This is a genomic window from Polaromonas sp. YR568 (assembly GCF_943371715.1).
Taxonomy (GTDB): Bacteria; Pseudomonadota; Gammaproteobacteria; order Burkholderiales; family Burkholderiaceae_C; genus Polaromonas.
In genome coordinates this window covers 178,455-201,445 of record NZ_CALRVW010000003.1, presented here as the reverse complement: position 1 = coordinate 201,445, position 22,991 = coordinate 178,455, and the positions used below count along the sequence as shown (strand labels likewise).

Annotated in this window: 28 protein-coding genes; 3 read left to right on the top strand and 25 right to left on the bottom strand. The window is 63.8% G+C overall.

Annotated features, from left to right (window positions below; genetic code table 11):
* Window positions 1–11: 11 nt before the first annotated feature.
* A complete protein-coding gene (locus AAG813_RS03760; protein ID WP_341911975.1) occupies window positions 12–1,412 on the bottom strand; it encodes a cytochrome bc complex cytochrome b subunit in 1,401 nt (466 codons plus the stop codon).
* A 74-nt stretch (window positions 1,413–1,486) separates the two neighbouring features.
* Window positions 1,487–2,110: a ubiquinol-cytochrome c reductase iron-sulfur subunit gene (gene petA / locus AAG813_RS03755; protein ID WP_341911973.1), complete on the bottom strand. Its 624-nt coding sequence runs from the start codon at window positions 2,108–2,110 to the stop codon at window positions 1,487–1,489.
* 233 nt (window positions 2,111–2,343) lie between these two features.
* On the opposite strand from petA, the gene mscL reads away from it, so the two are divergent.
* Window positions 2,344–2,766: a large conductance mechanosensitive channel protein MscL gene (gene mscL / locus AAG813_RS03750; RefSeq protein ID WP_341911971.1), complete on the top strand. Its 423-nt coding sequence runs from the start codon at window positions 2,344–2,346 to the stop codon at window positions 2,764–2,766.
* Window positions 2,767–2,871: 105 nt separating this feature from the next.
* Here the strand turns inward: mscL and pdxA are convergent, their stop codons facing one another.
* Window positions 2,872–3,924, bottom strand: coding sequence for a 4-hydroxythreonine-4-phosphate dehydrogenase PdxA (gene pdxA, locus AAG813_RS03745; RefSeq protein ID WP_341911969.1), 1,053 nt, complete (start codon window positions 3,922–3,924; stop codon window positions 2,872–2,874).
* Between the two features lie 198 nt (window positions 3,925–4,122).
* Between pdxA and AAG813_RS03740 the strand changes: the two genes are divergently transcribed.
* Window positions 4,123–5,415, top strand: coding sequence for a GGDEF domain-containing protein (locus tag AAG813_RS03740; RefSeq protein ID WP_341911968.1), 1,293 nt, complete (start codon window positions 4,123–4,125; stop codon window positions 5,413–5,415).
* Window positions 5,416–5,425: 10 nt separating this feature from the next.
* Here AAG813_RS03740 and AAG813_RS03735 read toward each other — a convergent pair whose 3' ends face one another.
* Entirely contained in the window at window positions 5,426–6,217 is a 792-nt protein-coding gene (locus AAG813_RS03735) for a Nif3-like dinuclear metal center hexameric protein (protein ID WP_341911966.1), read from the bottom strand.
* Window positions 6,214–7,137 carry a cysteine synthase A gene (gene cysK, locus AAG813_RS03730; protein ID WP_341911964.1) on the bottom strand — a complete coding sequence of 308 codons (924 nt, stop codon included), beginning with the start codon at window positions 7,135–7,137 and terminating at the stop codon, window positions 6,214–6,216. Before cysK ends, AAG813_RS03735 begins: the two co-directional genes overlap by 4 nt.
* A gap of 245 nt (window positions 7,138–7,382) precedes the next feature.
* Here cysK and AAG813_RS03725 point away from each other — a divergent pair, with 245 nt between their 5' ends.
* Complete coding sequence (locus AAG813_RS03725) at window positions 7,383–8,537, top strand: trypsin-like peptidase domain-containing protein (RefSeq protein WP_341911962.1); 1,155 nt, start codon at window positions 7,383–7,385, stop codon at window positions 8,535–8,537.
* A 233-nt stretch (window positions 8,538–8,770) separates the two neighbouring features.
* Here the strand turns inward: AAG813_RS03725 and tatC are convergent, their stop codons facing one another.
* From tatC to AAG813_RS03625, 20 genes are all read right to left on the bottom strand, one after another.
* Complete coding sequence (gene tatC, locus AAG813_RS03720; RefSeq protein WP_341911960.1) at window positions 8,771–9,571, bottom strand: twin-arginine translocase subunit TatC; 801 nt, start codon at window positions 9,569–9,571, stop codon at window positions 8,771–8,773.
* 63 nt (window positions 9,572–9,634) lie between these two features.
* A complete protein-coding gene (gene tatB, locus AAG813_RS03715; protein WP_300541498.1) occupies window positions 9,635–10,114 on the bottom strand; it encodes a Sec-independent protein translocase protein TatB in 480 nt (159 codons plus the stop codon).
* Window positions 10,115–10,157: 43 nt separating this feature from the next.
* Window positions 10,158–10,400: a Sec-independent protein translocase subunit TatA gene (gene tatA / locus AAG813_RS03710; RefSeq protein WP_096667138.1), complete on the bottom strand. Its 243-nt coding sequence runs from the start codon at window positions 10,398–10,400 to the stop codon at window positions 10,158–10,160.
* Window positions 10,401–10,764: 364 nt separating this feature from the next.
* A complete protein-coding gene (locus AAG813_RS03705; protein WP_341911955.1) occupies window positions 10,765–11,139 on the bottom strand; it encodes a histidine triad nucleotide-binding protein in 375 nt (124 codons plus the stop codon).
* A gap of 24 nt (window positions 11,140–11,163) precedes the next feature.
* Window positions 11,164–11,535 carry a hypothetical protein gene (locus tag AAG813_RS03700; protein WP_341911953.1) on the bottom strand — a complete coding sequence of 124 codons (372 nt, stop codon included), beginning with the start codon at window positions 11,533–11,535 and terminating at the stop codon, window positions 11,164–11,166.
* A 22-nt stretch (window positions 11,536–11,557) separates the two neighbouring features.
* On the bottom strand, window positions 11,558–11,938 hold the full coding sequence (locus AAG813_RS03695) for a phosphoribosyl-ATP diphosphatase (RefSeq protein ID WP_341911951.1): 381 nt from the start codon (window positions 11,936–11,938) through the stop codon (window positions 11,558–11,560).
* A 3-nt stretch (window positions 11,939–11,941) separates the two neighbouring features.
* Entirely contained in the window at window positions 11,942–12,331 is a 390-nt protein-coding gene (gene hisI, locus AAG813_RS03690; RefSeq protein WP_341911949.1) for a phosphoribosyl-AMP cyclohydrolase, read from the bottom strand.
* A gap of 214 nt (window positions 12,332–12,545) precedes the next feature.
* On the bottom strand, window positions 12,546–13,325 hold the full coding sequence (hisF, locus tag AAG813_RS03685; RefSeq protein ID WP_341911947.1) for an imidazole glycerol phosphate synthase subunit HisF: 780 nt from the start codon (window positions 13,323–13,325) through the stop codon (window positions 12,546–12,548).
* A 26-nt stretch (window positions 13,326–13,351) separates the two neighbouring features.
* Complete coding sequence (gene hisA / locus AAG813_RS03680; protein WP_341911944.1) at window positions 13,352–14,092, bottom strand: 1-(5-phosphoribosyl)-5-[(5-phosphoribosylamino)methylideneamino]imidazole-4-carboxamide isomerase; 741 nt, start codon at window positions 14,090–14,092, stop codon at window positions 13,352–13,354.
* A 92-nt stretch (window positions 14,093–14,184) separates the two neighbouring features.
* Complete coding sequence (hisH, locus tag AAG813_RS03675; RefSeq protein ID WP_341911942.1) at window positions 14,185–14,853, bottom strand: imidazole glycerol phosphate synthase subunit HisH; 669 nt, start codon at window positions 14,851–14,853, stop codon at window positions 14,185–14,187.
* 83 nt (window positions 14,854–14,936) lie between these two features.
* The gene (hisB, locus tag AAG813_RS03670) at window positions 14,937–15,557 is read right to left on the bottom strand and encodes an imidazoleglycerol-phosphate dehydratase HisB (RefSeq protein WP_341911940.1); all 621 of its coding nucleotides are present in this window, start codon (window positions 15,555–15,557) and stop codon (window positions 14,937–14,939) included.
* Window positions 15,554–16,630 (bottom strand): histidinol-phosphate transaminase, encoded by a 1,077-nt coding sequence (gene hisC, locus AAG813_RS03665; RefSeq protein WP_341911938.1) that lies wholly within the window; start codon window positions 16,628–16,630, stop codon window positions 15,554–15,556. Before hisC ends, hisB begins: the two co-directional genes overlap by 4 nt.
* Entirely contained in the window at window positions 16,627–17,946 is a 1,320-nt protein-coding gene (hisD, locus tag AAG813_RS03660; protein ID WP_341911936.1) for a histidinol dehydrogenase, read from the bottom strand. The genes hisC and hisD overlap by 4 nt, the downstream gene beginning before the upstream one ends.
* Window positions 17,947–17,953: 7 nt before the next feature.
* Window positions 17,954–18,601 carry an ATP phosphoribosyltransferase gene (gene hisG, locus AAG813_RS03655; protein ID WP_341911934.1) on the bottom strand — a complete coding sequence of 216 codons (648 nt, stop codon included), beginning with the start codon at window positions 18,599–18,601 and terminating at the stop codon, window positions 17,954–17,956.
* A gap of 28 nt (window positions 18,602–18,629) precedes the next feature.
* Entirely contained in the window at window positions 18,630–19,916 is a 1,287-nt protein-coding gene (gene murA, locus AAG813_RS03650; RefSeq protein WP_341911931.1) for a UDP-N-acetylglucosamine 1-carboxyvinyltransferase, read from the bottom strand.
* A 4-nt stretch (window positions 19,917–19,920) separates the two neighbouring features.
* Window positions 19,921–20,166 (bottom strand): BolA family protein, encoded by a 246-nt coding sequence (locus AAG813_RS03645; protein ID WP_341911930.1) that lies wholly within the window; start codon window positions 20,164–20,166, stop codon window positions 19,921–19,923.
* A gap of 17 nt (window positions 20,167–20,183) precedes the next feature.
* Window positions 20,184–20,939, bottom strand: coding sequence for an ABC transporter permease (locus tag AAG813_RS03640; RefSeq protein ID WP_341911928.1), 756 nt, complete (start codon window positions 20,937–20,939; stop codon window positions 20,184–20,186).
* Window positions 20,936–21,877 (bottom strand): ABC transporter ATP-binding protein, encoded by a 942-nt coding sequence (locus AAG813_RS03635; protein ID WP_341911926.1) that lies wholly within the window; start codon window positions 21,875–21,877, stop codon window positions 20,936–20,938. Before AAG813_RS03635 ends, AAG813_RS03640 begins: the two co-directional genes overlap by 4 nt.
* A gap of 113 nt (window positions 21,878–21,990) precedes the next feature.
* A complete protein-coding gene (locus AAG813_RS03630) occupies window positions 21,991–22,278 on the bottom strand; it encodes an STAS domain-containing protein (RefSeq protein WP_341912141.1) in 288 nt (95 codons plus the stop codon).
* Between the two features lie 8 nt (window positions 22,279–22,286).
* The gene (locus tag AAG813_RS03625; protein ID WP_341911924.1) at window positions 22,287–22,940 is read right to left on the bottom strand and encodes an ABC transporter substrate-binding protein; all 654 of its coding nucleotides are present in this window, start codon (window positions 22,938–22,940) and stop codon (window positions 22,287–22,289) included.
* Window positions 22,941–22,991: the final 51 nt, after the last annotated feature.

The window sequence follows — 22,991 nt, the reverse complement described above, 5'->3', positions numbered from 1 at the left end:
GAGTCTCCGGCTCAATGGGCAGCAAAAGTCACGCGGTCAGGAACCGGCCGGAAAGTGCCCAGGCGGCTCCACCAGGGCATCAGCAGGAAGAAGCCGAAATAAAACAGCGTTCCGACCTGCGAGACACGCTCGTTGATCAATGAGGGGGGGTTGATGCCGAGGTAACCAAGCACCAGGAAGTTGACGACAAAAATGCCGTACAACCACGAATGCCAAGTGGGCCGGTAACGGATCGATTTGGCGGCGCTGTTGTCCAGCCAGGGCAGGAAAAACAGGATGATGACCGCGCCACCCATGACAACCACGCCCCAGAACTTGGCGTCAATCGCCAGCATCGCGGCGATCAGCACCACGGCGGCGCCAACAATCACCAGCTTGAACAGCGCGGAGATTTTTGCCTTGAGCACACCCAGCACCGCACCCGCCAGCACGCAGGCAATCAGCGCATACATCATCTCGCTGGTGATCGCGCGCAGCATCGAGTAGTAGGGCGTGAAATACCAGACCGGCGCGATGTGCAGCGGCGTTTTCAGCGGGTCGGCCGGGATGAAGTTGTTGTACTCGAGGAAATAACCGCCGGCCTCGGGGGCAAAAAAGATGATGGCCGAGAAAATCATCAGGAACACGCTGACGGCAAAGATGTCGTGCACCGTGTAGTAGGGATGGAAAGGAATGCCATCGAGCGGCTTGCCGGCAGCGTCTTTTTTCGCCTTGATTTCCACGCCGTCGGGGTTGTTGGAGCCGACTTCATGCAGCGCAATCAGGTGTGCGACCACCAGGCCGAGCAGCACCAGCGGCACGGCGATCACGTGGAAGGCGAAGAAGCGGTTCAGCGTGGCGTCACCGACCACGTAGTCGCCGCGGATCAGCAGGGCCAAGTCGGGACCGATGAAGGGAATGGCGGCAAACAGGTTGACGATCACCTGGGCGCCCCAGTAGCTCATCTGGCCCCATGGCAGCAGGTAACCCATGAAGGCCTCGGCCATCAGCGCCAGGAAAATCGCGCAGCCGAAAATCCAGATCAGCTCGCGCGGCTTGCGGTAGCTGCCGTAAAGCAGGCCGCGGAACATGTGCAGGTAAACCACGACAAAAAATGCCGAGGCGCCTGTCGAGTGCATGTAGCGGATCAACCAGCCCCAAGGCACGTCGCGCATGATGTACTCGACCGAGCCAAACGCCAGCGCGGCATCGGGCTTGTAATGCATGGTCAGGAAGATGCCGGTGACGATCTGGATGACCAGCACCAGCAGCGCCAGCGAGCCGAACACGTACCAGAAGTTGAAGTTCTTCGGTGCGTAGTATTCGCTCATGTGCTCTTTGTAGAGCTTGCTGGCCGGGAAGCGGTTGTCGACCCAGTTCATCAACCTGGCGGCAGCCGGCGCATCGGGGGAAATTTCTTTGAATTCAGCCATAAGGGGTCCTATTTGCTACTCGATGGGGGACTTGGCGGGCGCCACGCGGCACCAGCGGCTTGTCCAGCAAAGCTTCAGGCTTTTTTGTCCTCGCCAATCAGCAGCTTGGCATCTGACAGGTACATGTGAGGCGGCACTTCGAGGTTGTCCGGTGCCGGCTTGTTCTTGTACACGCGGCCGGCGATGTCGAAAGTCGAACCGTGGCAGGCGCACAGAAAACCGCCCGCCCAGTCGTCAGGCAGCGATGGCTGGGCACCAGGGGTGAACTTGTCGCTGGGCGAGCAGCCCAGGTGGGTGCAGATACCGACAGCCACAAAATATTCGGGCTTGATGGAGCGGTTTTCGTTGCGCGCGTATTCGGGGGTGAGTTCGCCGGGCTTGCGCTCGGACTTCGGGTCGGCCAGCTGCGGGTCCAGCTTGGCCAGGCCGGCCAGCTGCTCGGGCGTACGCCTGACGATCCAGACCGGCTTGCCGCGCCACTCCACCGTGAGCTTTTCGCCAGGCTTCATGCTTGAAATATCAACTTCCACCGAAGCACCGGCGGCTTTGGCACGCTCGGAAGGCTGGAAAGTGCTGACAAAAGGCACAGCGACAGCGGCCACACCGGCACCGCCGACGGCGCAGGTCGTCACGATCCAGTTTCTTTTGTCTTTGTCAATCGGTGCGCCGGGCGGCACGTTAAGGCTTGCTTGGGTCATGGATGTCCTACAAGAACAGGGCTTGAAAAACTTGAAAGAGGGCTTATTGGGGTCAACCCGGGATTGTAACGGAGCGCGAATGGCATTTTCAAGCGGCGAGCCCCATTCCGACAGCGCGGCTGCGACATCGGCAGGGCCGCCGCGTTGGCACCGTGCGAAGCTGCATCGTTACGTTCTCGCCTCGCCGCCCGGGCACAATGACGTGTGTTGACCAACCACACAAGGAGCACACCATGGGAATGATGAAGGAATTCAAGGAATTCGCCGTCAAGGGCAATGTCATTGATCTGGCTGTGGGCGTGATCATAGGCGCCGCCTTCGCCAAGATTGTTGACTCTGTGGTTAGCGACCTGGTCCTGCCACTGGTCGGGGCGGTGATTGGCAAGCTCGACTTCTCGAATCTTTTTGTGGTCCTGGGCACGGTGCCCGCGGGCACGGCCATGACGCTGGACGCGCTGAAGAAAGCCGGCGTTCCGGTGTTTGCCTATGGCAACTTCATCACGGTGGCGGTCAACTTCGCCATCCTCGCGTTCATCATCTTCCTGATGATCAAGCAGATCAATCGCCTGAAAAAGGAAACGCCGGCGGCGCCCGCCGCCACGCCTGAAGACGTGATGCTGCTGCGCGAGATCCGCGACAGCTTGAAAAACCGCTGACCCCCCGTTTGGCGCAGACAGTTGCTATCGAATTGGTAGCTTTCTGCGCCCACCCCTTCTGGGCTGCAGGCACTTTTACCTTGAACTTTCGGGCAATACAGCGGTTCAGGCCACCAACTGCCGCGCCATGCGAATGGCCGCCAGCAGGCTGGACGCGTCGGCCCTGCCCGTGCCGGCGATGTCAAACGCCGTGCCGTGGTCCGGGCTGGTGCGCACCAGCGGCAGGCCCAGCGTGACATTGACGCCCTGCTCCACCCCCAGGTACTTGACCGGGATCAGGCCCTGGTCGTGGTACATCGCCACCACCACGTCGAACTCGCCGCCCTGACCGGCCGGGGCGCGGGCCCTCATGAACACGGTATCGGGGGCGAAGGGGCCGCTCACCTCCAGCCCCTCTTCCCGGGCCCTGGCGATCGCCGGCGCGATGATGTCCACCTCTTCGCGGCCGAACAGGCCGCCTTCGCCGGCGTGCGGGTTCAGGCCGGCGACCGCGATGCGCGGCCGGGCGCCCGAGGCGCTGCGCACAGCCTGGTGCGTGATGCGCAGGGTCTGCAACACGTTGTCGAAAGTCACGGCAGCTATCGCCTCGCGCAAGGAAAGATGGATGCTGACCAGCACGGTCTTGAGCTCATCGTTGGCCAGCATCATGCGCACCGGCAACGCGGACACTTCCTTGCCGAGAAAAGCCGCGGCTTCGGCCTGCAGCAGTTCGGTGTGGCCGGGGAAACGGGCAAACGCCGCGCCAGCGGCGGCCAGCGCCTCCTTGTGGATGGGTGCGGTGACCATCGCCGCACATTCGCCGGCCAGCGTCGCCCGGGCCGCCCAGACAATGCAGTCCGCTGCCGCCTTGCCAGCCAAAGCACTGATTCGCCCAAAAGGCACGGGCGCAGCAAGCTCACATTTTTGTAGCACGGGAATGCAGCGCGGCGGCGCCGACTGCCAGTGGCTGACCGCTTCAAGCTGGACCACGGGTGAGGCCAGGGCCGGACCACCGCCCACCAGCTGCGCGGCGCGGCGCAGGGTGGCGACATCCCCGATCACCACGCAACCGGCCAGTTCGGCCGGCGCGTCGCGAAAGGCCTTGGCAATGATTTCCGGCCCGATCCCGGCCGGATCGCCCATGGTGATGGCCAGTGGCCGGTTTCTCAGGTCCTGCATCTCTTCCCCTGGCGGTCTGTACGTCTCATAATGGTTTGCATGGCGCGGCGCGCCATGGTGTCCACCAGCTGCTTGCCGGCCCACCTGACGGACAGGCAGCCGGCAAGGCCACTGAACAGGGGAAAGCGAAGACATGCATCCTGCCGGTATTCTCGCGCAAACCCTGGACCGCGCCCCTGCACTGTGGCGAAAGGCGGCATGAATACGGCCGAAACCATCATCTGGAGCGCCGCCGCCGGATCGATTGGCCTGGTGGTCCTGCTCAGCGCGGCAGATGCGCTTTTCAGCCGGAGCCGCGCCAGTGCGCAGAGCCTGATTTACCTCACGGCCTGCTGGCTGTTTTTCATGCTGCTCAGCGGTCTGGCGGCCACCATGCTGCCAAACCCCAATGCGACTTGGCTGCATACCGCCCAGGTGCTGATCGGGCCCCTGTGCGGGGGCCTGGGCACTTACGGTGCGGGCCAGTGGCTGGCCGCCGCCCGACGCGACCGGCTCACCGACCTGAGCCTTCGCACCGTCAGCACCCTGTGCCTGGCAGGCGGGCCGCTGTGCCTGCTGCTGGCACCCGGCCTCCAGCTGCCCGCCTCGGCGGGGCTGGCCGTGCTGAGCCTCTCGGTGTCGTTGTGGCTGGCCGTACGCGCGGCGCAACAGGGGGACCGGCTCGCCTGGGGGCTGGCCGGTGGCTGCCTGTTGACGCTGCCGCTCCAGCTCGGCCTGTACTGGCTGGTGCTCAACCCCAGCCGACCCTCGGTCCTGTTGCAGGGCGGCGTGGCCCTGCTGGGCTTGCTCAGCGTCTCGGTGATCGCCGTGACCCTGTGGCTGCGCAACCACCAGGACCTGGCCATCCGCCATGCCGGCCAGTCGCGACGCGACCCCACCACCCAGCTTTACAGCAGTGTCGTGCTGGTGCAGAAAATCCTGAAGGCGCAGCGCCGGCTGGCGCGCACCCGGCGCGACGGCGCGATCATGGCGGTGCGGGTGTTCGAGCCCGAGCGGCTGCTCGACCAGGTCGGTCAGCACGGCCTCAACGAAATTTACGCGCAGCTGGCGCGCCGCATGCAGCGCCACACCGGCGTCGTCAACCCCGCCGGGCGGTACTACGACCGCTGTTTTGTGGTGCTGATCGAAAGCCTGCATTCGCCCGGCTGGATACGCACCCTGGGGCTGCGCGTGGCCTCCAGCCTGCGGCGGCCGCTGGAGATCAGCGCACTGAACGGCGAGCGCATCCGGATCAGCGCCGACATCAGCGTCGGCATGGTCCATCTGACGGGCGCGGGTCGGGACGTGGCCCAGCTGCTGCACGAGGCCGAGGAAATGGCCATGGCCGCCCGCAGCATGCGCTCACGCGCCGCGCTGCTTGACGAGATCAGCCGCGAGGCCGTGCCGGTGGAAAATGCCCAGCTCGGCGCGAGCTGGCATGCCATGCGCTCAGGTCGGCCGCACCACGCACGCAACGGCCGCGGTGCCCGGCTCCGCAGGACACCCGTCTGAGCCGCGGCGCTCAGGCCGGGTTGTCGATGTCGATGAACTCGTGCGCCAGCCCGAACTGCGCGGCCACGTGCGCCGCCACCGCGGGCGCGCCGTAACGCTCGGACGCATGGTGACCGCAGGCAATGAAGGCCACGCCCATTTCACGCGCGTAATGCGCCTGCGGCTCGGAGATCTCGCCGGTGATGAAGGCGTCGGCCCCGGCGGCAATCGCGTCCTCGAAGTAGCCCTGCGCGCCGCCGCTGCACCACGCTATGTTTTTAATAGCTGTCGGCGCTCGTCCAACAAGGGTGACAGGCCGATTTAATGCATTTTTGACATGGGAGGCCAGGCTCTCGGCGCTGTCAAAGCCTTCGACGCTGCCGCTACGCCCACCGAGGAAACCCAGCTTGTTCTCGCCGAACCAGCGGTCCGCCTTCAGCCCGAGCTGCAGACCCAGCTGGGCGTTGTTGCCGAGTTCGGGGTGGGCATCGAGCGGCAGGTGGTAGGCGTAGAGGTTGATGTCGTGCGCCAGCAGCAGGCCCAGGCGCTGCTTCATCCAGCCCGTCACGCGGCCGTCCTGGCCGCGCCAGAACAGGCCGTGGTGCACAAAAATCGCATCGGCCTGCGCGGCCACCGCCGCTTCAATCAGGGCCAGGCTGGCGGTCACGCCGGAAACGATCTTGCGCACCTCGGCCTTGCCCTCGACCTGCAGGCCGTTCGGCCCGTAGTCCTTGAAACCGTCGGGCTGCAGCAGCTGGTCGAAAGCAGCCAGCAGCAGCGCGCGCGGCGCTACCGGTGCTCCGGAAGCCTGGGGGGAGTTCAAGGAAGAAAGCCCTCGATGGACAGGTAACGCTCACCGGTGTCGTAGTTGAAGCCCAGCACCGTGCTGCCGGGAGGAATCTCCGGCAGCTTCTGCGCGATGGCCGCCAGCGTGGCCCCTGAGGAAATGCCGACCAGCAGGCCCTCTTCGGTCGCGCTGCGTCGGGCATAGTCCTTGGCGGCATCGCCTTCGACCTGGATCACGCCGTCCAGCAGGCCGGTTATCAGGTTGGCCGGAATGAAGCCCGCGCCTATGCCCTGGATCGGGTGCGGCGAAGGTTTGCCGCCGCTGATCACCGGTGAGGCCGAGGGCTCCACCGCAAAGACTTTGGTGTTCGGAAATCTGGCCTTCAGCACCTGCGCCACGCCGCTCAGGTGGCCGCCGGTGCCGACCCCGGTGATCAGGTAGTCCACGCCGCCGGGGAAGTCCGCCAGGATCTCCTCGGCGGTCGTGCGCACGTGAATGTCGATGTTGGCCGGATTTTCAAACTGCTGCGGCATCCAGGCGCCAGGGGTCTGCGCTACCAGCTCTTTGGCACGGGCAATCGCGCCGTTCATGCCTTTTTCGCGCGGCGTCAGCTCGAAACTGGCGCCGTAGGCCAGCATCAGGCGGCGTCGCTCGATGCTCATGCTGTCGGGCATCACCAGCACCAGCGTGTAGCCCTTGACCGCCGCAACCATGGCCAGGCCGACACCGGTGTTGCCCGAGGTCGGTTCGATGATGGTGCCGCCGGGCTTCAGCGCGCCCGACTGTTCGGCCGCTTCCACCATGGACAGCGCGATGCGGTCCTTGATGGAGCCGCCCGGGTTGCTGCGCTCGGACTTGATGTAGATCTGGTGGGTCTGGCAGGCCGCACCAAAAAGCCGGTTGATCCGGATATGCGGTGTGTTGCCGATGGTGGCGAGGACGCTGGCAGCTTTCATGACGGATTCCTTGTGTTTGGGCCCGGAACCGGAGCGGTCGCGCGGACGCCGGGGTGCTGCAAATTATGTCCCCTCCCACGGCTGCGCGCAGGACACCTGGCGCGGGCCGGCAGCGCCCGGCCAAAGTGGGGGAAAATCGCAACTCTTGGTAATTTGCTGGCGGCCCCCAACTTTGCTGTCCAGCCGCATTTTTTGTTTTCTGCTCTGTTTTTCTGTCTTCACGGCCGTTTCCTTCTGGACCCACCATGCGTAAATTCTGGCTTCTGTTCTCCCAAACCGTGACGGTTCTCCTGGCCGCCTACTTTGTCGTGGCCACGCTCAAGCCCCAGTGGCTGAACCGGCCTGGCATGGGCGCGGTGGCGGTGATCGAAGCGCCGGCAGGCCTGCCGGGCGCCCCGGCGCCGGCCGGCAGCTTTGCCGCGGCGGCCAAGTCGGCTTCGGCGGCGGTGGTCAGCATCAACACCAGCAAGGCGGCAGCGCGCAACCCGAACATGGACGACCCCTGGTTCAAGTTCTTTTTTGGCGACCAGGGCGGGCAAAACGAGCCGCAGGTCGGGCTGGGCAGCGGCGTGATCGTCAGCCCCAACGGTTACATCCTGACCAACAACCACGTGGTCGAGGGCGCGGACGACATCGAAGTCATCCTCAACGACACGCGCAAGGCCAAGGCGAAAATCATAGGCACCGACCCTGAAACCGACCTGGCGATCCTGAAAATCGAACTCGACAAGCTGCCGGTCATCGTGCTCGGCAGCTCGGACACCCTGCAGGTTGGCGATCCGGTGCTGGCCATCGGCAACCCCTTCGGCGTCGGCCAGACGGTCACCAGCGGCATTGTCAGCGCGCTGGGCCGCAACCAGCTGGGCATCAATACCTTCGAGAACTTCATCCAGACCGACGCGGCCATCAACCCCGGCAACTCGGGCGGCGCGCTGGTCGACACCCAAGGCCGGCTGCTGGGCATCAACACCGCGATTTATTCGCGTTCGGGCGGCTCCATGGGCATCGGTTTTGCCATTCCGGTGTCCACCGGCAAGCAGGTGCTGGAAAGCATCGTGAAGGACGGCCAGGTGACACGGGGCTGGATAGGCGTGGAGCCGCAGGACCTGAGCCCTGAAGTGGCCGAGACCTTCGGCATCAAGCCCGAGGCACTGGGCGCGGGCGGCGTGATCATCACCGGCGTGCTGCAAAACGGCCCGGCTGCGCAGGCCGGCATCGTGCCGGGCGACGTGATCACCACCGTGGCAGGCAAGCCGGTCCGAACCGTGACCGAACTTCTGAGCGCCGTGGCGGCCCTTAAGCCTGGCGTGGCGGCACCGCTGGGGGTCCTGCGCAAGGACAAAAAAACGGAAATCGCGGTGGTTCCGGGGACCCGGCAGCGGCCGAAAATCCAGCGTTGAACGCTCCTAACGCTATCGATTCAGGAGCTTCCTGCGCCCTTCAGAAAAGGGCTGCAGGCCTTTTTCTCTTAGGGAAGCGCTGAATAAGTCCTTGCGGAGGCGCGGCAGCCGGATCGGGATGGGATGCAAGGCGGATGTCGCAGCCAATAGTTGGCTATTGGCAAGAAATTCAACGCAGCAGGCCGCCCGAGCCCGGCTGATCGCGCGCCGCAGGGGACTTATTCAGCGCTTCCTTACGGCTTGGCGGCTTCGGTATCGCTGTCGGCGTCGGGTTTTTTGGTGTGTTTGGCGAACATCTGCGCGGCCACAATGCCGACTTCGTACAGACTGCCGACCACCAGCAGCAGGATGATCATCGAGCCCGCATCGGGCGGCGTGACCAGCGCCGTGGCAATCGCGGCGATCACCCAGAAATAACCGCGGTATTCGCGCAGCTGCGCCACGGTGAGCACACCCATGCGCACCAGCAGGATCACCGCGATCGGCACCTCAAACGCCAGGCCGAACGCCAGGAACATGCCGAGCACGAAGTTGAGGTATTCCTCGATGTCCGGCGCGGCGGTGATCGACTTGGGCGCAAAGCTCTGGATGAAGCTGAACACCTGACCGAACACGAAATAGTAGGAAAAAGCCACGCCGATAAAAAACAGCAGGGTGCTCGATACCACCAGCGGCATCACCAGCTTTTTCTCATGCGAATACAGGCCGGGCGCCACAAAGGCCCAGACCTGGTAGAGCACCACCGGCAGCGCAATCATGAAGGCGGCCATGAAAAGAATCTTGATCGGCACCACAAACGGCGAGATCACGTTGGTGGCGATCAGCGTGGCGCCCTTGGGCAGGGCTGCGACCAACGGCGCCGCGAGCAGGTCGTACAGCGCGCCGGGGCCGGGGTACAGCGCCAGCAGGGCGGCACAGACCCCAATGGCGATGACCACCTTGATCATCCGGTCGCGCAGCTCCATCAGGTGCTGCACGAAAGGCTGCTCGGTGCCCGCGAGTTCGTCGGGCTTGTCGGTGTTGGGGTCGCTCATGGGAGGTGTTTGCGCTGAGGAGGTGGCGCCGGAAGGTGCGCGGGAAAGAAAGATCAGGAAGGATCAGGCATTGCGCCCGGAAGAGGGGCCGGACCGGGGGCGATAACGTGCCACACGCGCGGCGCCGGACTGCGCGCGCGTACGCGTGCCCGAACGCGCCTTGTACCACTGCGGCGTGGCGCCCTGCTTAAGGCGCCAGTTCTTTTTCGGGTGTTTGTACTCGGGGAAACTGATCATGCCGGGCAACTCGTCGCTGGCGGCCGTACCGGTGGTTTCCGCCCATGATTTCTCGAAATCACTGGCATTGGTCTGGATGGAGTTTTCGACGTCGCGGGCGGCGCCCTCCATCGTTTCCTTCATCTTCTTGAGTTCGTCGAGCTCCATCGAGCGGTTGACTTCCTGCTTGACGTCGGCCACATAACGCTGCGCCTTGCCCAGCAGGGTGCCCACTGTGCGTGCCAGGCGCGGCAGTTTTTCCGGACCGATCACGATCAGGGCCACAGCGCCGATCAGCGCGATTTTTGAAATGCCTAGATCAATCAATGCCGTTCAGCCCGGTAGGCCGCCAAGAGGAAAACACTGCGCGTCAAGACTTCTGCTTGGCTTCCACGTCGATCGTGGCTTTGTCGGTAGCCTGGGCGTGGCTGACCTGGCCGGGCGGGGTGTCCTTGGCATCGGCGGCGCTCTGACCGCCCTCTTTCATGCCGTCCTTGAAGCCCTTCACGGCGCCACCGAGGTCGCTGCCCATGTTCTTGAGTTTTTTGGTGCCAAACACCATCACGACGATCAACAGCACGATCAGCCAGTGCCAAATGGAAAATGAGCCCATGGTTCTCTCCTAAACTTTAATTGCAAGCTTGCACAACATTGTGTCCATTCTAAAGGCCTTGTCAGGGGGATGGACGGGAATGACCCGCATTGACCACCCTGGCAACACGCCTGCCTTAATTGGGGTCCGGTCCGACCGCTGCAAGTGAGGATTTACCCTGCGAACAAGCGGGGACGTTTAACGCAACCGGGGCCGCGGGTCCGGCTCCGCCGGCCCGCAGGCGCAGCGCCCCCTCGGGGCTGGAGCCTGCGGCTCCAAAGCTGCCTGCGCAGCTTTGGACAGGCGACAGAAGCGAAGCCTCTGGCGAGCGGCGGCCTGCAAGGTACAGCGACCCGCGCAGCGGCGGAGCGGCGGAGCGTGGGGGCTAACCCTTCAACCAGGGCCGCGGCCCACCCATCACATGAATGTGCAGGTGGTGCACTTCCTGGCCGCCTTCTGCGCCGGTGTTGCTCACCATGCGGAAGCCGCCTTCGGGGTAGGGGTTGCAGCCCTGCGCCACCGCAAGCCGCGGGGCCAGCACCATCATGCGGCCCAGCAAAGCCTCGTGTTCAGGCCCGACCTGCGCCAGCGACGCAATGTGCGCCTTCGGGATCATCAGGAAATGCACTGGCGCCCAGGGATGGATGTCGTGGAAAACGAAAATCTCGTCGTCCTCATACACCTTTCGGCTGGGGATCTGGCCGGCGGCAATCTTGCAGAAAATGCAGTTGTCGGGGGCGTGGGGGCTGGGCTGGCTCATGGCAGGCTCTTGCGGGAAAAGGGGTCAGAGGGAGGACACGCTGCGGGCGGGCCGATGGCTGTTGAAACGCATCCAGCCGCGCACGCAGCGGTACAGGTACCAGAGCCAGACGATGCCGTAGGCAATGGCGCCCGGCAGGACCAGTAGCAGCCACAGCGGCGACAGCAGGACCAGCCACATCAGCGTCCACCAGAAGGTCTGGATCATGTAGTTGTGGTGGTCGATGTACAGCGCGTCGGACTCCTCGCCACGCCGGATGTAGTTGACGATCAGCGCAATCACCGCAAAAACGCCGCCGCTGAACCAGGCCAGCGTGTGCAGGCCGTAAAGCACATGCATGACGATGCGATCGTTCGGGTTCTTGGTGTCGAATTCGGCCAGGTCGGTCTCGCTCATGGTTTCCCTTTCTTGCTTCGTTTTATTTTTCGGTCGCTTCACGCGCCTGCACCTTGCGCAGGGCTTTTTCCTCGATGCCACTGGTGCCTTCGCGGCGCTCCAGCTCGGCAATCACGTCGGCCGGCGACAGGCCGTAGTGCGCCAGCGCGATCAGGCTGTGAAACCACAGGTCGGCGACTTCACCGACCAGTTTGGCGCTGAGTTCGGGGGTGGCGCCGCCGTGGTCCATGTCCTTGGCGGCCATCACGGTTTCGGTGGCCTCTTCGCCGATTTTCTTCAGGAAAGCGTCCGGACCCTTGTGCAGCAGCCGCGCCACGTAGCTGGTTTGCGGGTCGCCGCCGCGGGCCGGCTTGCGGCTTTCGATGATTTGCGCCAGGCGTTGCAGGGAGTCGTTGGAAGTCATGGCTTACTTGTAAATGGTGGTCGGGTCTTTGAGGACCGGCTCGGTCACCACCCATTGGCCGTCTTTGTAGAGGCTGAAAAAGCAGCTGTGGCGCCCGGTGTGACAGGCAATGCCGGGTTCGTGGCCGAGCTGCGTCACTTTCAGCAAAATCACATCGTTGTCGCAGTCCATCCGGATCTCGTGCACGGTCTGCAGGTGGCCGGACTCCTCGCCCTTGTGCCACAAGCGCCCGCGCGAACGGCTGAAATACACGGCCTGGCCGAGTTCGGCGGTCTTTTGCAGCGCCTCGCGGTTCATCCAGGCGAACATCAGCACGTCGCCGCTCGATGCCTCTTGCGTGATGACCGGGATCAGGCCCTTGTCGTCCCATTGAATGTCGTCTAGCCAGTTCATGGAAGTATTATCGCCCGCCATATAAGGTCCCCACGCTGGTCACTTCGTGTACTGCGCTGCGCCCCGAGGGAGCCGCTGCGCCTGCGGCCCGGCAGAGCCGGTTCCGCGGCCCCGACTGGAATGGACACCAGCACCGCCGCCTGCCGGCATTACTATCGAATTTATAGCTGTTTGCGCCCGTCAGCTATGGGCTGGGAGGCTGAAAGGCTTGAAACTAGAGACGAACGGGGATACCACGGGCCGCCATGTGCTGCTTGGCCTGCTGCACCGTGTATTCGCCGTAATGGAAGATGCTGGCGGCCAGCACGGCATCGGCGCCGCCGAGCTGGATGCCGTCGGCCAGGTGGTCGAGGTTGCCGACGCCACCGGAGGCGATCACCGGCACGCTGACCGCGTCGCTGACCGCTCGGGTCAAGGCCAGGTCGAAGCCGGACTTGGTGCCGTCGCGGTCCATGCTGGTCAGCAGGATTTCGCCGGCACCGCGCCGCGCCATCTCGGTCGCCCAGGCCACGGCGTCCAGCCCGGTGTTCTTGCGCCCGCCATGGCTGTAGACGTCCCAGCCCGGCCCGCGTGTCAGCGCCTCCTCGTCGGAGCGGCGTTTGGCGTCGATGGCCACCACGATGCACTGCGCGCCGTATTTGCCGGAGGCGTCTTCGATCACCTGCGGGTTGGCCAGCGCGGCCGAATTGAAACTGGTCTTGTCGGCGCCGGCGTTGAGCAGCCGGCGCACGTCATCCACGGTGCGCACCCCGCCGCCCACCGTCAGCGGAATGAACACCTGCGAGGCCACCGCTTCGATGATGTGCAGGATCAGGTCCCGCCCGTCGCTGGTGGCCGTGATGTCCAGAAAGGTCAGTTCATCGGCGCCCTGCTCGTTGTAACGCGCGGCAATTTCCACCGGATCGCCGGCGTCGCGCAGCTCGACAAAGTTGACACCCTTGACCACGCGGCCGCCGGTCACATCAAGACAGGGAATGATTCGTTTAGCGAGCATGCTGATCGACGGGTAAGGGCTGTCGATCAGCCGTTCAGCTCATCTGCTCTGGTCTGGGCCGCGGCGAAATCAAGGTCACCGCTGTATATCGAACGGCCGCAAATCACGCCTTCAACGCCTTCATCTTCCACCGCACACAGCGCTTCAATGTCAGCCATGTTGGACAGGCCGCCCGAGGCGATCACCGGAATGGTCAGCGCCTGCGCGAGCTTGACGGTGGCCTCGATGTTGATGCCGGTGAGCATGCCGTCGCGGCCGATGTCGGTGTAGATGATGGATTCGACGCCGTAGTCCTGGAATTTCTTGCCGAGGTCGACGACTTCATGGCCGGTCATCTTGCTCCAGCCGTCGGTGGCGACCTTGCCGTCCTTGGCATCGAGACCGACGATGATGTGGCCGCCAAAAGCCGTGCAGGCGTCCTGCAGGAAGCCGGGGTTTTTCACCGCGGCCGTGCCGATGATCACGTAGCGCAGGCCGGAGTCGAGGTAACGCTCGATGGTGTCCAGGTCGCGGATGCCGCCACCGAGCTGCACGTCGATCTCGCTGCCGACTTCGGCCAGTATCTTGCGGATGGCCGCCTCGTTTTTCGGCTTGCCGGCAAAGGCGCCGTTCAGGTCCACCAGGTGCAGGCGGCGCGCGCCCTTGTCGACCCAGCTGCGCGCCATGGCGGCCGGGTCTTCGCTGAAGATGGTGGACTGGTCCATATCGCCCTGTTTGAGGCGCACACAATGGCCGTCTTTCAAGTCAATCGCGGGGATGAGTAGCATGGGCAATGAGGCAACGGTGGATGAAAGTGGGACGTGAGGAAAGCGATGCGGCAGAGATGGCTGGGACAGGGGCAGGCATGCCGGGTAGTGAATCAGGGATTCCAGTGCAGGAAGTTGCGGTACAGGGCCAGCCCCTGGTCGGCGCTTTTTTCGGGGTGAAACTGGGTGGCGAAAATATTATCGCGCGCAACCGCCGCGGTAAAGCGCGCGCCGTAGTCGGCCTCGCCCGCGGTGTGGCGCGCATCCGACGGGCGCGCGTAGAAGCTGTGCACGAAATAAAACCAGGCGCCATCAGGGATGCCCGCCCACAGGGGATGGACCGGCACCGACTGGAAGACCTGGTTCCATCCCATTTGCGGCACCTTGTAGCGGCTGCCATCGGGCTGCAGCCGGCCGGCCAGCTCAAACTTGAGCACCTCGCCCGGAATCAGGCCCAGGCCACGCGTGCCCTCAGCGCCCCGCCCTTCCGCGCTGTGGTCCAGCAGCATCTGCATGCCGACACAGACGCCGAACAGCGGCTTGCTGGCGGCCGCCTGCAGCACGGCCTCCAGCATGCCCGAGGCCTGCAGCTCGTGCATGCAGTCGGCAATCGCGCCCTGGCCGGGCAGCACGATGCGGTCAGCGTCCAGCACGTCCTGCGCGCTGGAGGTCACGACCACCTCGAAACCGCTGTCGGCCGTGACATGCTGGACCGCCTGCGACACCGAGCGCAGGTTGCCCATGCCGTAGTCCACCACCGCGATTTTCTTGAATTTGGCCATCAGGACGAAAGTTTGCTACTGTTTTTATAGCTGTCTGCGCAAGTACAGCATGGACTGGAAGGCAAAAACATACAAGGTTTTGCCTACAGCGAGCCCTTGGTCGAGGGAATCACGCCGGCCGACCGGGGGTCGATCTCGAGCGCCATGCGCAGGGCGCGCGCAAAGGCCTTGAAGACGGTTTCGGCCTGGTGGTGCGCGTTGTCACCCTTGAGGTTGTCGATGTGCAGGGTCACAAAGGCGTGGTTCACAAAGCCCTGGAAGAACTCGTAGGCCAGCTGGCTGTCGAACGCGCCTATCATGCCGCTCTTGAAGGGCACATGCATGTCCAGCCCGGGCCGTCCTGAAAAGTCGATGACCACGCGCGACAGCGCCTCGTCCAGCGGCACATAGGCATGGCCGTAGCGGCGCAGGCCCTTCTTGTCGCCGACGGCCTGGGCCACGGCCTGCCCCAGGGTGATGCCCACGTCTTCCACCGTGTGGTGGCCATCGATGTGCAGGTCGCCCTTGGCCTGGATGTCCAGATCGATCAGGCCATGCCTGGCGATCTGGTCCAGCATGTGGTCGAAAAAGCCGATGCCTGTGGACAGGCTGGCCTTGCCCGTTCCGTCGAGGTTGAGCTTGACGGTGATCTGGGTTTCGGCGGTGTTGCGCGAAACTTCGGCCGTTCTCGGGGCAAGGGGGGCCAGCGTGGTGGGGGTGGTCATAGGGATTCTTTGAGGGCTGCCAGCATCTGCACATTGTCGTCGGCGGTGCCAACGGTCAGGCGCAGGCAGTTGGCCAGCAATGGATGCATTTTAGAAACGTTTTTGACCAGCACCTTGCGCGCCCGCATGCCCTCGAAGGTTTTCTGGGCATCGGGCACCCGCACCAGGATCATGTTGGCATCGCTTTTCCAGGTCTTGAGCCCCGGCAAGGCCTGCAGCGCTTCGAAAAGAATAGCACGTTGCGCCCGTATGTCCTCGGCTTGCGCCGCAAACACCTCGGCATGTTCGAGCGCAAACAGCGCGCACTCGTAATTGAGCGCACTGATGTTGTAGGGCGGGCGCACCTTGTCGATCTCGGCAATCAGGGCTTTCGGGCCCATCATGTAGCCGATCCGCACGCCGGCCAGGCCGAACTTGCTCAACGTACGCATCAGCAGCACGTGGCTGTGCCGGCCGATGCGGTCGATGTAGCTTTTGCTCGAAAAGGGCTGGTAGGCCTCGTCGATCACCACCAGGCCGGGCGCCGCGGCAATGATTTTTTCAATCACCGCGTCGTCCCAGAGGTTGGCCGTCGGGTTGTTCGGGTAGGCGATGTAGATGATGGAGGGTTGGTGTTCGGCGATGGCGGCCAACATGGCGGCCTCGTCGAGCTCGAAGTCTGCCGTCAAAGGCACACCGATGAATTTCAGCCCCTGCAGTTGCGCACTCATGGCGTACATCACAAAACCGGGCAGCGGCGCAAGAATCGAGGCGCCGGGCACGTCGCAGGCCATGGCCAGCAGCGAGATCAGCTCGTCGGAGCCGTTGCCCAGCATGATGTCGAAGCCTTCGGGCATCTGCGCGTAGGAAGCCAGGGCCGCGCGCAGGTCGTTGACGCGCCCATCTGGATAGCGGTTCAGGGCCAGTGCGCCCAGGCGCTGGCCCAGCTGTGCCTGCAGGGCGGGCGGCAGCCGGTGCGGGTTTTCCATCGCGTCGAGCTTGACCATGCCTGCGGAATCCTGGATGGCGTAGGCGTGCATGGACTGGACGTCCTGTCTGATCAGCTTTTTCAGTCCGGGCGCGACATCGTTCATTTTTTCATTCTCATTTCAGCGGCGCGGGCGTGCGCCTGCAGGCCTTCACCATAGGCCAGTTCGGCAGCAATTTTTCCCAATGTCTGCGCGCCGGCTTCGCTGACCTCGATCAGGCTGGAACGCTTCTGAAAATCGTAGACACCCAGCGGGCTGGAGAAACGCGCGGTGCCGCTGGTCGGCAACACATGGTTGGGGCCGGCGCAGTAGTCGCCCAGCGATTCGCTGGTGTAAGCGCCCAGGAAAATCGCGCCCGCATGTTTGAGCAGCGGCTCCCAGCGGTGCGGGTCGCGGCTGGAGACTTCCAGGTGTTCGGGCGCAATGCGGTTGCTGATGGCGCAGGCCTCTTCCATGCTGCGCGTGTGGATCAGCGCACCGCGGCCGCTGAGGGACTTGGCGATTATGTCCGCACGCGGCATGGCGGGCAGCAGGCGGTTGATCGCTTCCTGCACCGCATCGATATAAGCCGCGTCCGGGCACAGCAGGATGCTTTGCGCGAGTTCGTCATGTTCGGCCTGGCTGAACAAATCCATCGCCACCCAGTCGGCCGGCGTGCTGCCGTCGGCCAGCACCAGGATTTCGCTGGGGCCGGCAATCATGTCGATGCCCACCGTGCCAAACACACGCTTTTTGGCGCTGGCCACATAGGCGTTGCCGGGGCCGGTGATCTTGTCGACCTTGGGCACGGTCTGCGTGCCGTAGGCCAGCGCCGCCACCGCCTGCGCGCCGCCGATGGTGAAGGCGCGCGTGACGCCCGCCACATAAGCGGCAGCCAGCACCAGCGCGTTTTTTTCGCCTTTGGGCGTGGGCACCACCATGATGATTTCGCCGACACCGGCCACATGGGCGGGAATCGCGTTCATCAGCACCGACGACGGGTAGGCCGCCTTGCCGCCCGGCACGTAAATGCCGACGCGGTCCAGTGGCGTGACCTTCTGGCCGAGCAGGCTGCCGTCTTCGTCGCGGTAACTCCAGCTCTCGCCATTGGCCCTTTTCTGCGCCTCGTGATAGCTGCGTACGCGGCGCTCAGCGGCTTGCAAGGCGTCGCGCTGCGCCGCGGGAATCGTGTCGAAAGCGGCCTTGAGTTCGGCCTGCGTCAGTTCCAGCGCGTGCATGCTGGCTGCGCTGAGCCCGTCAAAACGCGCGGTGTATTCCAGCACGGCGGCGTCGCCGCGCTGCTGCACATCGGCCAGGATGTCAGCCACACGCTGCTCGATCGCGGCGTCGGTGTCCGCCGACCAGTGCAGGCGCGCCGTGAATTGGGCCTCAAACGTGGCCTCAGCCGTTGACAGGCGGGCAGGAGAAGCTATTAAATTCATAGCAACCTCATGCAACAGGTCGGACGATGGCCGACGAGAAAGCATCGATGATGGCGCGTATCGGCGCCTGCTTGAGCTTGAGCGCGACCTGGTTGACCACCAGGTGCGAGCTGATGTCCATGATGCGCTCGACCTCGACCAGGTGGTTGGCCTTGAGGGTGTTGCCGCTGCTGACCAAGTCGACAATCGCGTCGGCCAGGCCCGTCAGCGGCGCGAGTTCCATGCTGCCGTACAGCTTGATCAGGTCCACATGCACGCCCTTGGTGGCGAAAAAATCGCGCGCGATGCTGACAAACTTGGTCGCCACCTTCAGGCGCGAACCCTGCTTCACCGCCGCTTCATAGTCGAAACCGGCACGCACCGCCACACTCATGCGGCATTTGGCAATCTGCAGGTCCAGCGGCTGGTACAGGCCCTGGCCGCCGTGTTCGATCAGCGTGTCCTTGCCGGTCACGCCGATGTCGGCGCCGCCGTACTGCACATAGGTCGGCACGTCGGTGGCGCGCACCAGCACCACACGCACGTCGGCACGGCTGGTGCCGATGATCAGCTTGCGCGATTTTTCCGGGTCTTCCAGCACCTCGATGCCGGCGGCCTTCAGCAGCGGCAGGGTTTCGTCGAAGATGCGGCCTTTGGACAAAGCAAGCGTGATCACGATGGCGCCTCCTGTTGATCGAGCGTGATCATGACTTGATCCGTTCGATATCGGCACCGATGCCGCGCAGCTTGGCTTCCATCTGGTCGTAGCCGCGGTCCAGGTGGTAGATGCGGTCAATCAGCGTCTCGCCCTCCGCCACCAGGCCGGCGATCACCAGGCTGGCGGAGGCACGCAGATCGGTCGCCATCACGGTGGCGCCGGAGAGTTTTTCCACCCCTTCGATGACCGCGAACTTGCCGTCGATCTCGATCTTCGCGCCCAGGCGCACCATCTCGTTGACGTGCATGAAGCGGTTCTCAAAAATCGTTTCCGTCACCTTGCTCGGGCCCTCGGCAATCGCATTGAGGGCCATGAACTGGGCCTGCATGTCGGTCGGAAAACCCGGGTACTCGGTGGTGCGGAAGGACTGCGCCTGCATGCGTCCCGACGCCTGGACCCGGATGAAGCCGTCACCCGCGGAGATCACCGCACCGGCTTCGCGCAGCTTCTCGATCACGGCTTCCAGGTGCTCGGCGCGGCCGTGGCGCAATACCACGTCGCCGCCGGCCGCCGCCACCGCGCACAGAAAGGTGCCTGTCTCGATGCGGTCGGCCACCACCTGATGGGTGCAGCCGTGCAGGCGCTCCACACCCTGGATACGGATGCGGCTGCTGCCATGGCCTTCAATTTTCGCGCCCATCTTGATCAGCATTTCGGCCAAGTCGCCGATTTCCGGCTCCTGCGCCGCGTTTTCGAGAATGGTTTCGCCCTCGGCCAGGCTGGCCGCCATCATGAAATTTTCGGTGCCAGTGACCGTGACCATGTCGGTCAGGATGTTGCAGCCCTTGAGACGCCCGCGTTGACCATTGGGGCCGGCCGGTAGCTTGGCAATCATGTAGCCGTGTTCGACCACGATGTCGGCACCCATGGCCTGCATGCCCTTGATGTGCTGGTCCACCGGCCGCGAACCGATGGCGCAGCCGCCGGGCAGCGAGACCGTGGCCTCGCCAAAACGCGCGAGCAGCGGGCCCAGCGCAAGCACCGACGCGCGCATGGTCTTGACCAGCTCGTACGGTGCTTCCGGCGAACTCAGGGCGCCCGCGTTGATGACCACGCTGCCGGGCGCGCTGTCGCTGCGCTCGGCCGTCACGCCCATGTTGCGGATCAGCTTGAGCATGGTGGCCACATCCTGCAGGCGCGGCACGTTTTCCAGCGTCACCGGGTCGGCGGTCAGCAGCGCCGCACACAGCTCCGGCAGGGCCGCGTTTTTGGCACCCGAAATATCGACGGTGCCGGCGAGCGTCTTGCCGCCCTTGATCAATAGTTTGTCCATGGTCTTACTCTGCGGGGTGGTTGGCCCATTCGGCGGGCGTGTAGGTTTTCATCGACAGGGCATGCACCTCGTCGGTCTGCATGCGCCCGCCCAGCGTGGCATAGACCCGCTGGTGCCTCTGGATCAGGCGCTGGCCTTCAAAGGCGCTAGACACGATGGTGGCATACCAGTGCCGGCCGTCGCCGGTGAGTTCGATGTGTTCGCAGGGCAGGCCTGCGGCAATGATGGTTTGGAGTTCTTCGCTGGTCATGTTGTGCAGGGATCCGGTCAATGTCTTATTTTGTAGCCAATGCGCAGCAAGTTCACCGCGATGCCGCTGACCACCAACAGCGCGCTGCCCACGATGGCCAGGCTCAACCACGGAGACACGTCGCTGACGCCGAAAAAGCCGTAACGGAAGCCATCAATCATGTAGAAAAACGGATTCAGGTGGCTGACGGTCTGCCAGAACGGCGGCAAGGAGTGGATGGAGTAGAAAACGCCGCTGAGAAACGTCATCGGCATGATCACGAAATTCTGGAACGCCGCCATCTGGTCGAATTTTTCAGCCCACAGGCCGGCGATCAAGCCCAGCGAGCCGAGCAGCGCCGCACCAAGCACTGCAAACACGATGATCCAGACCGGCGCCACAAAGCTGGGCTGGCCGAAATACACGGTGACCACAAACACGCCCAGGCCGACCGCCAGACCGCGCACGACCGAGGAGCCAACGTAGGCGAAAAACCAGTGCCAATGCGACAGCGGGCTGAGCAGCACAAACACCAGGCTGCCCATGATCTTGCTCTGGATCAGCGAGGAGGAGCTGTTGGCAAAGGCATTCTGCAACACGCTCATCATGACCAGGCCGGGCACCAGAAAAGCGGTGTAACTGACCGATCCGTACACCTTGACCTGGTCCTGCAGCACATGGCCGAAGATCAGCATGTACATGACGGCGGTGAGGATGGGCGCACCGACGGTCTGGAAGCCGACCTTCCAGAAGCGCAGCACTTCCTTGTAGAACAGGGTTTGCCAGCCGGTCATGCCTTTACCCCTTCGGCCACACCGATTTTTTCAGCCATCACTTCGAGGAACACGTCTTCGAGGTCCGCCTTGCGGATCTCGACATCTTCGGCCACCAGGCCGGCCTCGCGGATGGCGCTCAGGTATTGCTCGATTTCATGCGCATTGTGGGCGGGGAGCTGCACGATGCGGCCAGTGATGCGGGCCTTGTCGGCCAGCGCCTTGGGCAGTTCGCTGTCGATCTTGAAACGCAGCACGTTCGACGACGCGGACTTGAGCAGCTCGGAGGTCTGGGCCAGCGCCACCATGCGGCCATGCTTGAGCATGGCGATGCGGCTGCACAGCGCCTCGGCCTCTTCAAGGTAGTGGGTGGTCAGCAGCACGGTGCTGCCCTGCTTGTTGAGCCGGGCGACAAATTGCCAGAGGGTCTGGCGCAGTTCCACGTCCACGCCAGCGGTGGGTTCGTCCAGCACGATGACCTGGGGTTTGTGCACCAGCGCCTGCGCCACCAGCACGCGGCGCTTCATGCCGCCCGACAACTGCCGCATATTCGAATCGGCCTTGTCGGCCAGCCCCAGACTGAGCAGCAATTCATCGATCCAGGCGTCGTTGTTCTTGACGCCGAAATAGCCGGATTGAATGCGCAGCGCCTCACGCACCGTGAAAAAGGGATCAAACACCAGCTCCTGCGGCACGATGCCGAGCTTGCGGCGGGCCGCGGCGTAGTCGGTCACCACATCGCTGCCATGCACCAGCACACGGCCGCTGCTGGCCCGCGACAGGCCGGCCAGGATGCTGATCAGCGAGGTTTTGCCGGCCCCGTTGGGGCCCAGCAGCCCGAAAAATTCGCCCTGCTGAATGTCAAAGCTGACATTGTCCAGCGCCCGGACGCCGGGACCAGTCTGGCTGCGAGTCGAGGGATAGATTTTGGAGACGGACTGGAATGAGATGGCGGGCATGAGCGAGCTATTTTAAGGGCTGACGCCTGATTCTTCCGGCCCGGCAGCGTAAATGCCCTAGGGCCGTGCCCCCAGGCAAGACCCCAACTCCTCAAACCCGCCCGCCTCCGGGTTCAGGCCGTGGCAGCCGCTGCGGGCGGAATCAACTCCGCGACGCCATACAGCTCGGCCAGTTCCAGCAGCCGCGCGGGCGCACCCCGCACAGAAAAACGCTTGCCTGCGGCCAGCGCATGGCGCCGGCACTCCAGCAGAACCGCCAGCGCAGAGGAATCAAACTGCTGAAGCGCACCGGCATCGGCCACCACCTCGGCGGGCCCGGCAAACAGCTCGGGCTTGAGGCTGCGGGCAAAACCGGCCGCCACAGCGTGGGTCAGGACAGGAGGAAGCGTCAGCACGGCAATGGTTCTGGTCAGGACTTTTTCTCGCCCACGTTGGTTTTCTCGCTCGCGTTCGACTTGTTGCGCTCGGACAGGGCGGCGATCAGTCCATCCACGCCCTTGGTCGAGATTTCCTGCGCGAACTGGGTCCGGTAGGTTTCCACCATCCAGATGCCAAGGACGTTCAGGTCATAGATCTTCCAGCCGGTGGGGGTTTTTTCCATGCGGTAATCCAGCTGGATCGGCTCGCTGCGGCCAATGACCTCGGTACGCACGATCACTTCCTTGTCCGTTGGCGCGGCCCGCAGGGGTTTGACATTGACCGTCTGGTCCTTGACCTGGGCCAGCGCCCCGGAATAGGTGCGCACCAGCAAGGTCTTGAACTCTTCCTGCAGGCGTTTTTGCTGCTCGGGTGTCGCCTGACGCCAGTTCCGGCCCACGGTCGCCGCCGTCATGCGCGTGAAATTCACATGGGGCATGACCTTGCCATCGACCAGGGCGATGACTTTCCCGGTGTCGCCGGACTGGATGGCCTTGTCGGCCTTGATGATGTCCAGCACTTCGGTGGACGTGCGCTTGATCAGCGCATCCGGGGCTTCGTCGGCAGCAGCTGCGACAGGGCCCGCGACCAGCAGGACGCCGGCGAGGCAGACACCCAGGACATGGCTAAAATTTCGACGGTTCATGGTGTTCTTTCGGTTCGAATCACAGGCCTGCCGGGCCGGAGCGGTCGCTCT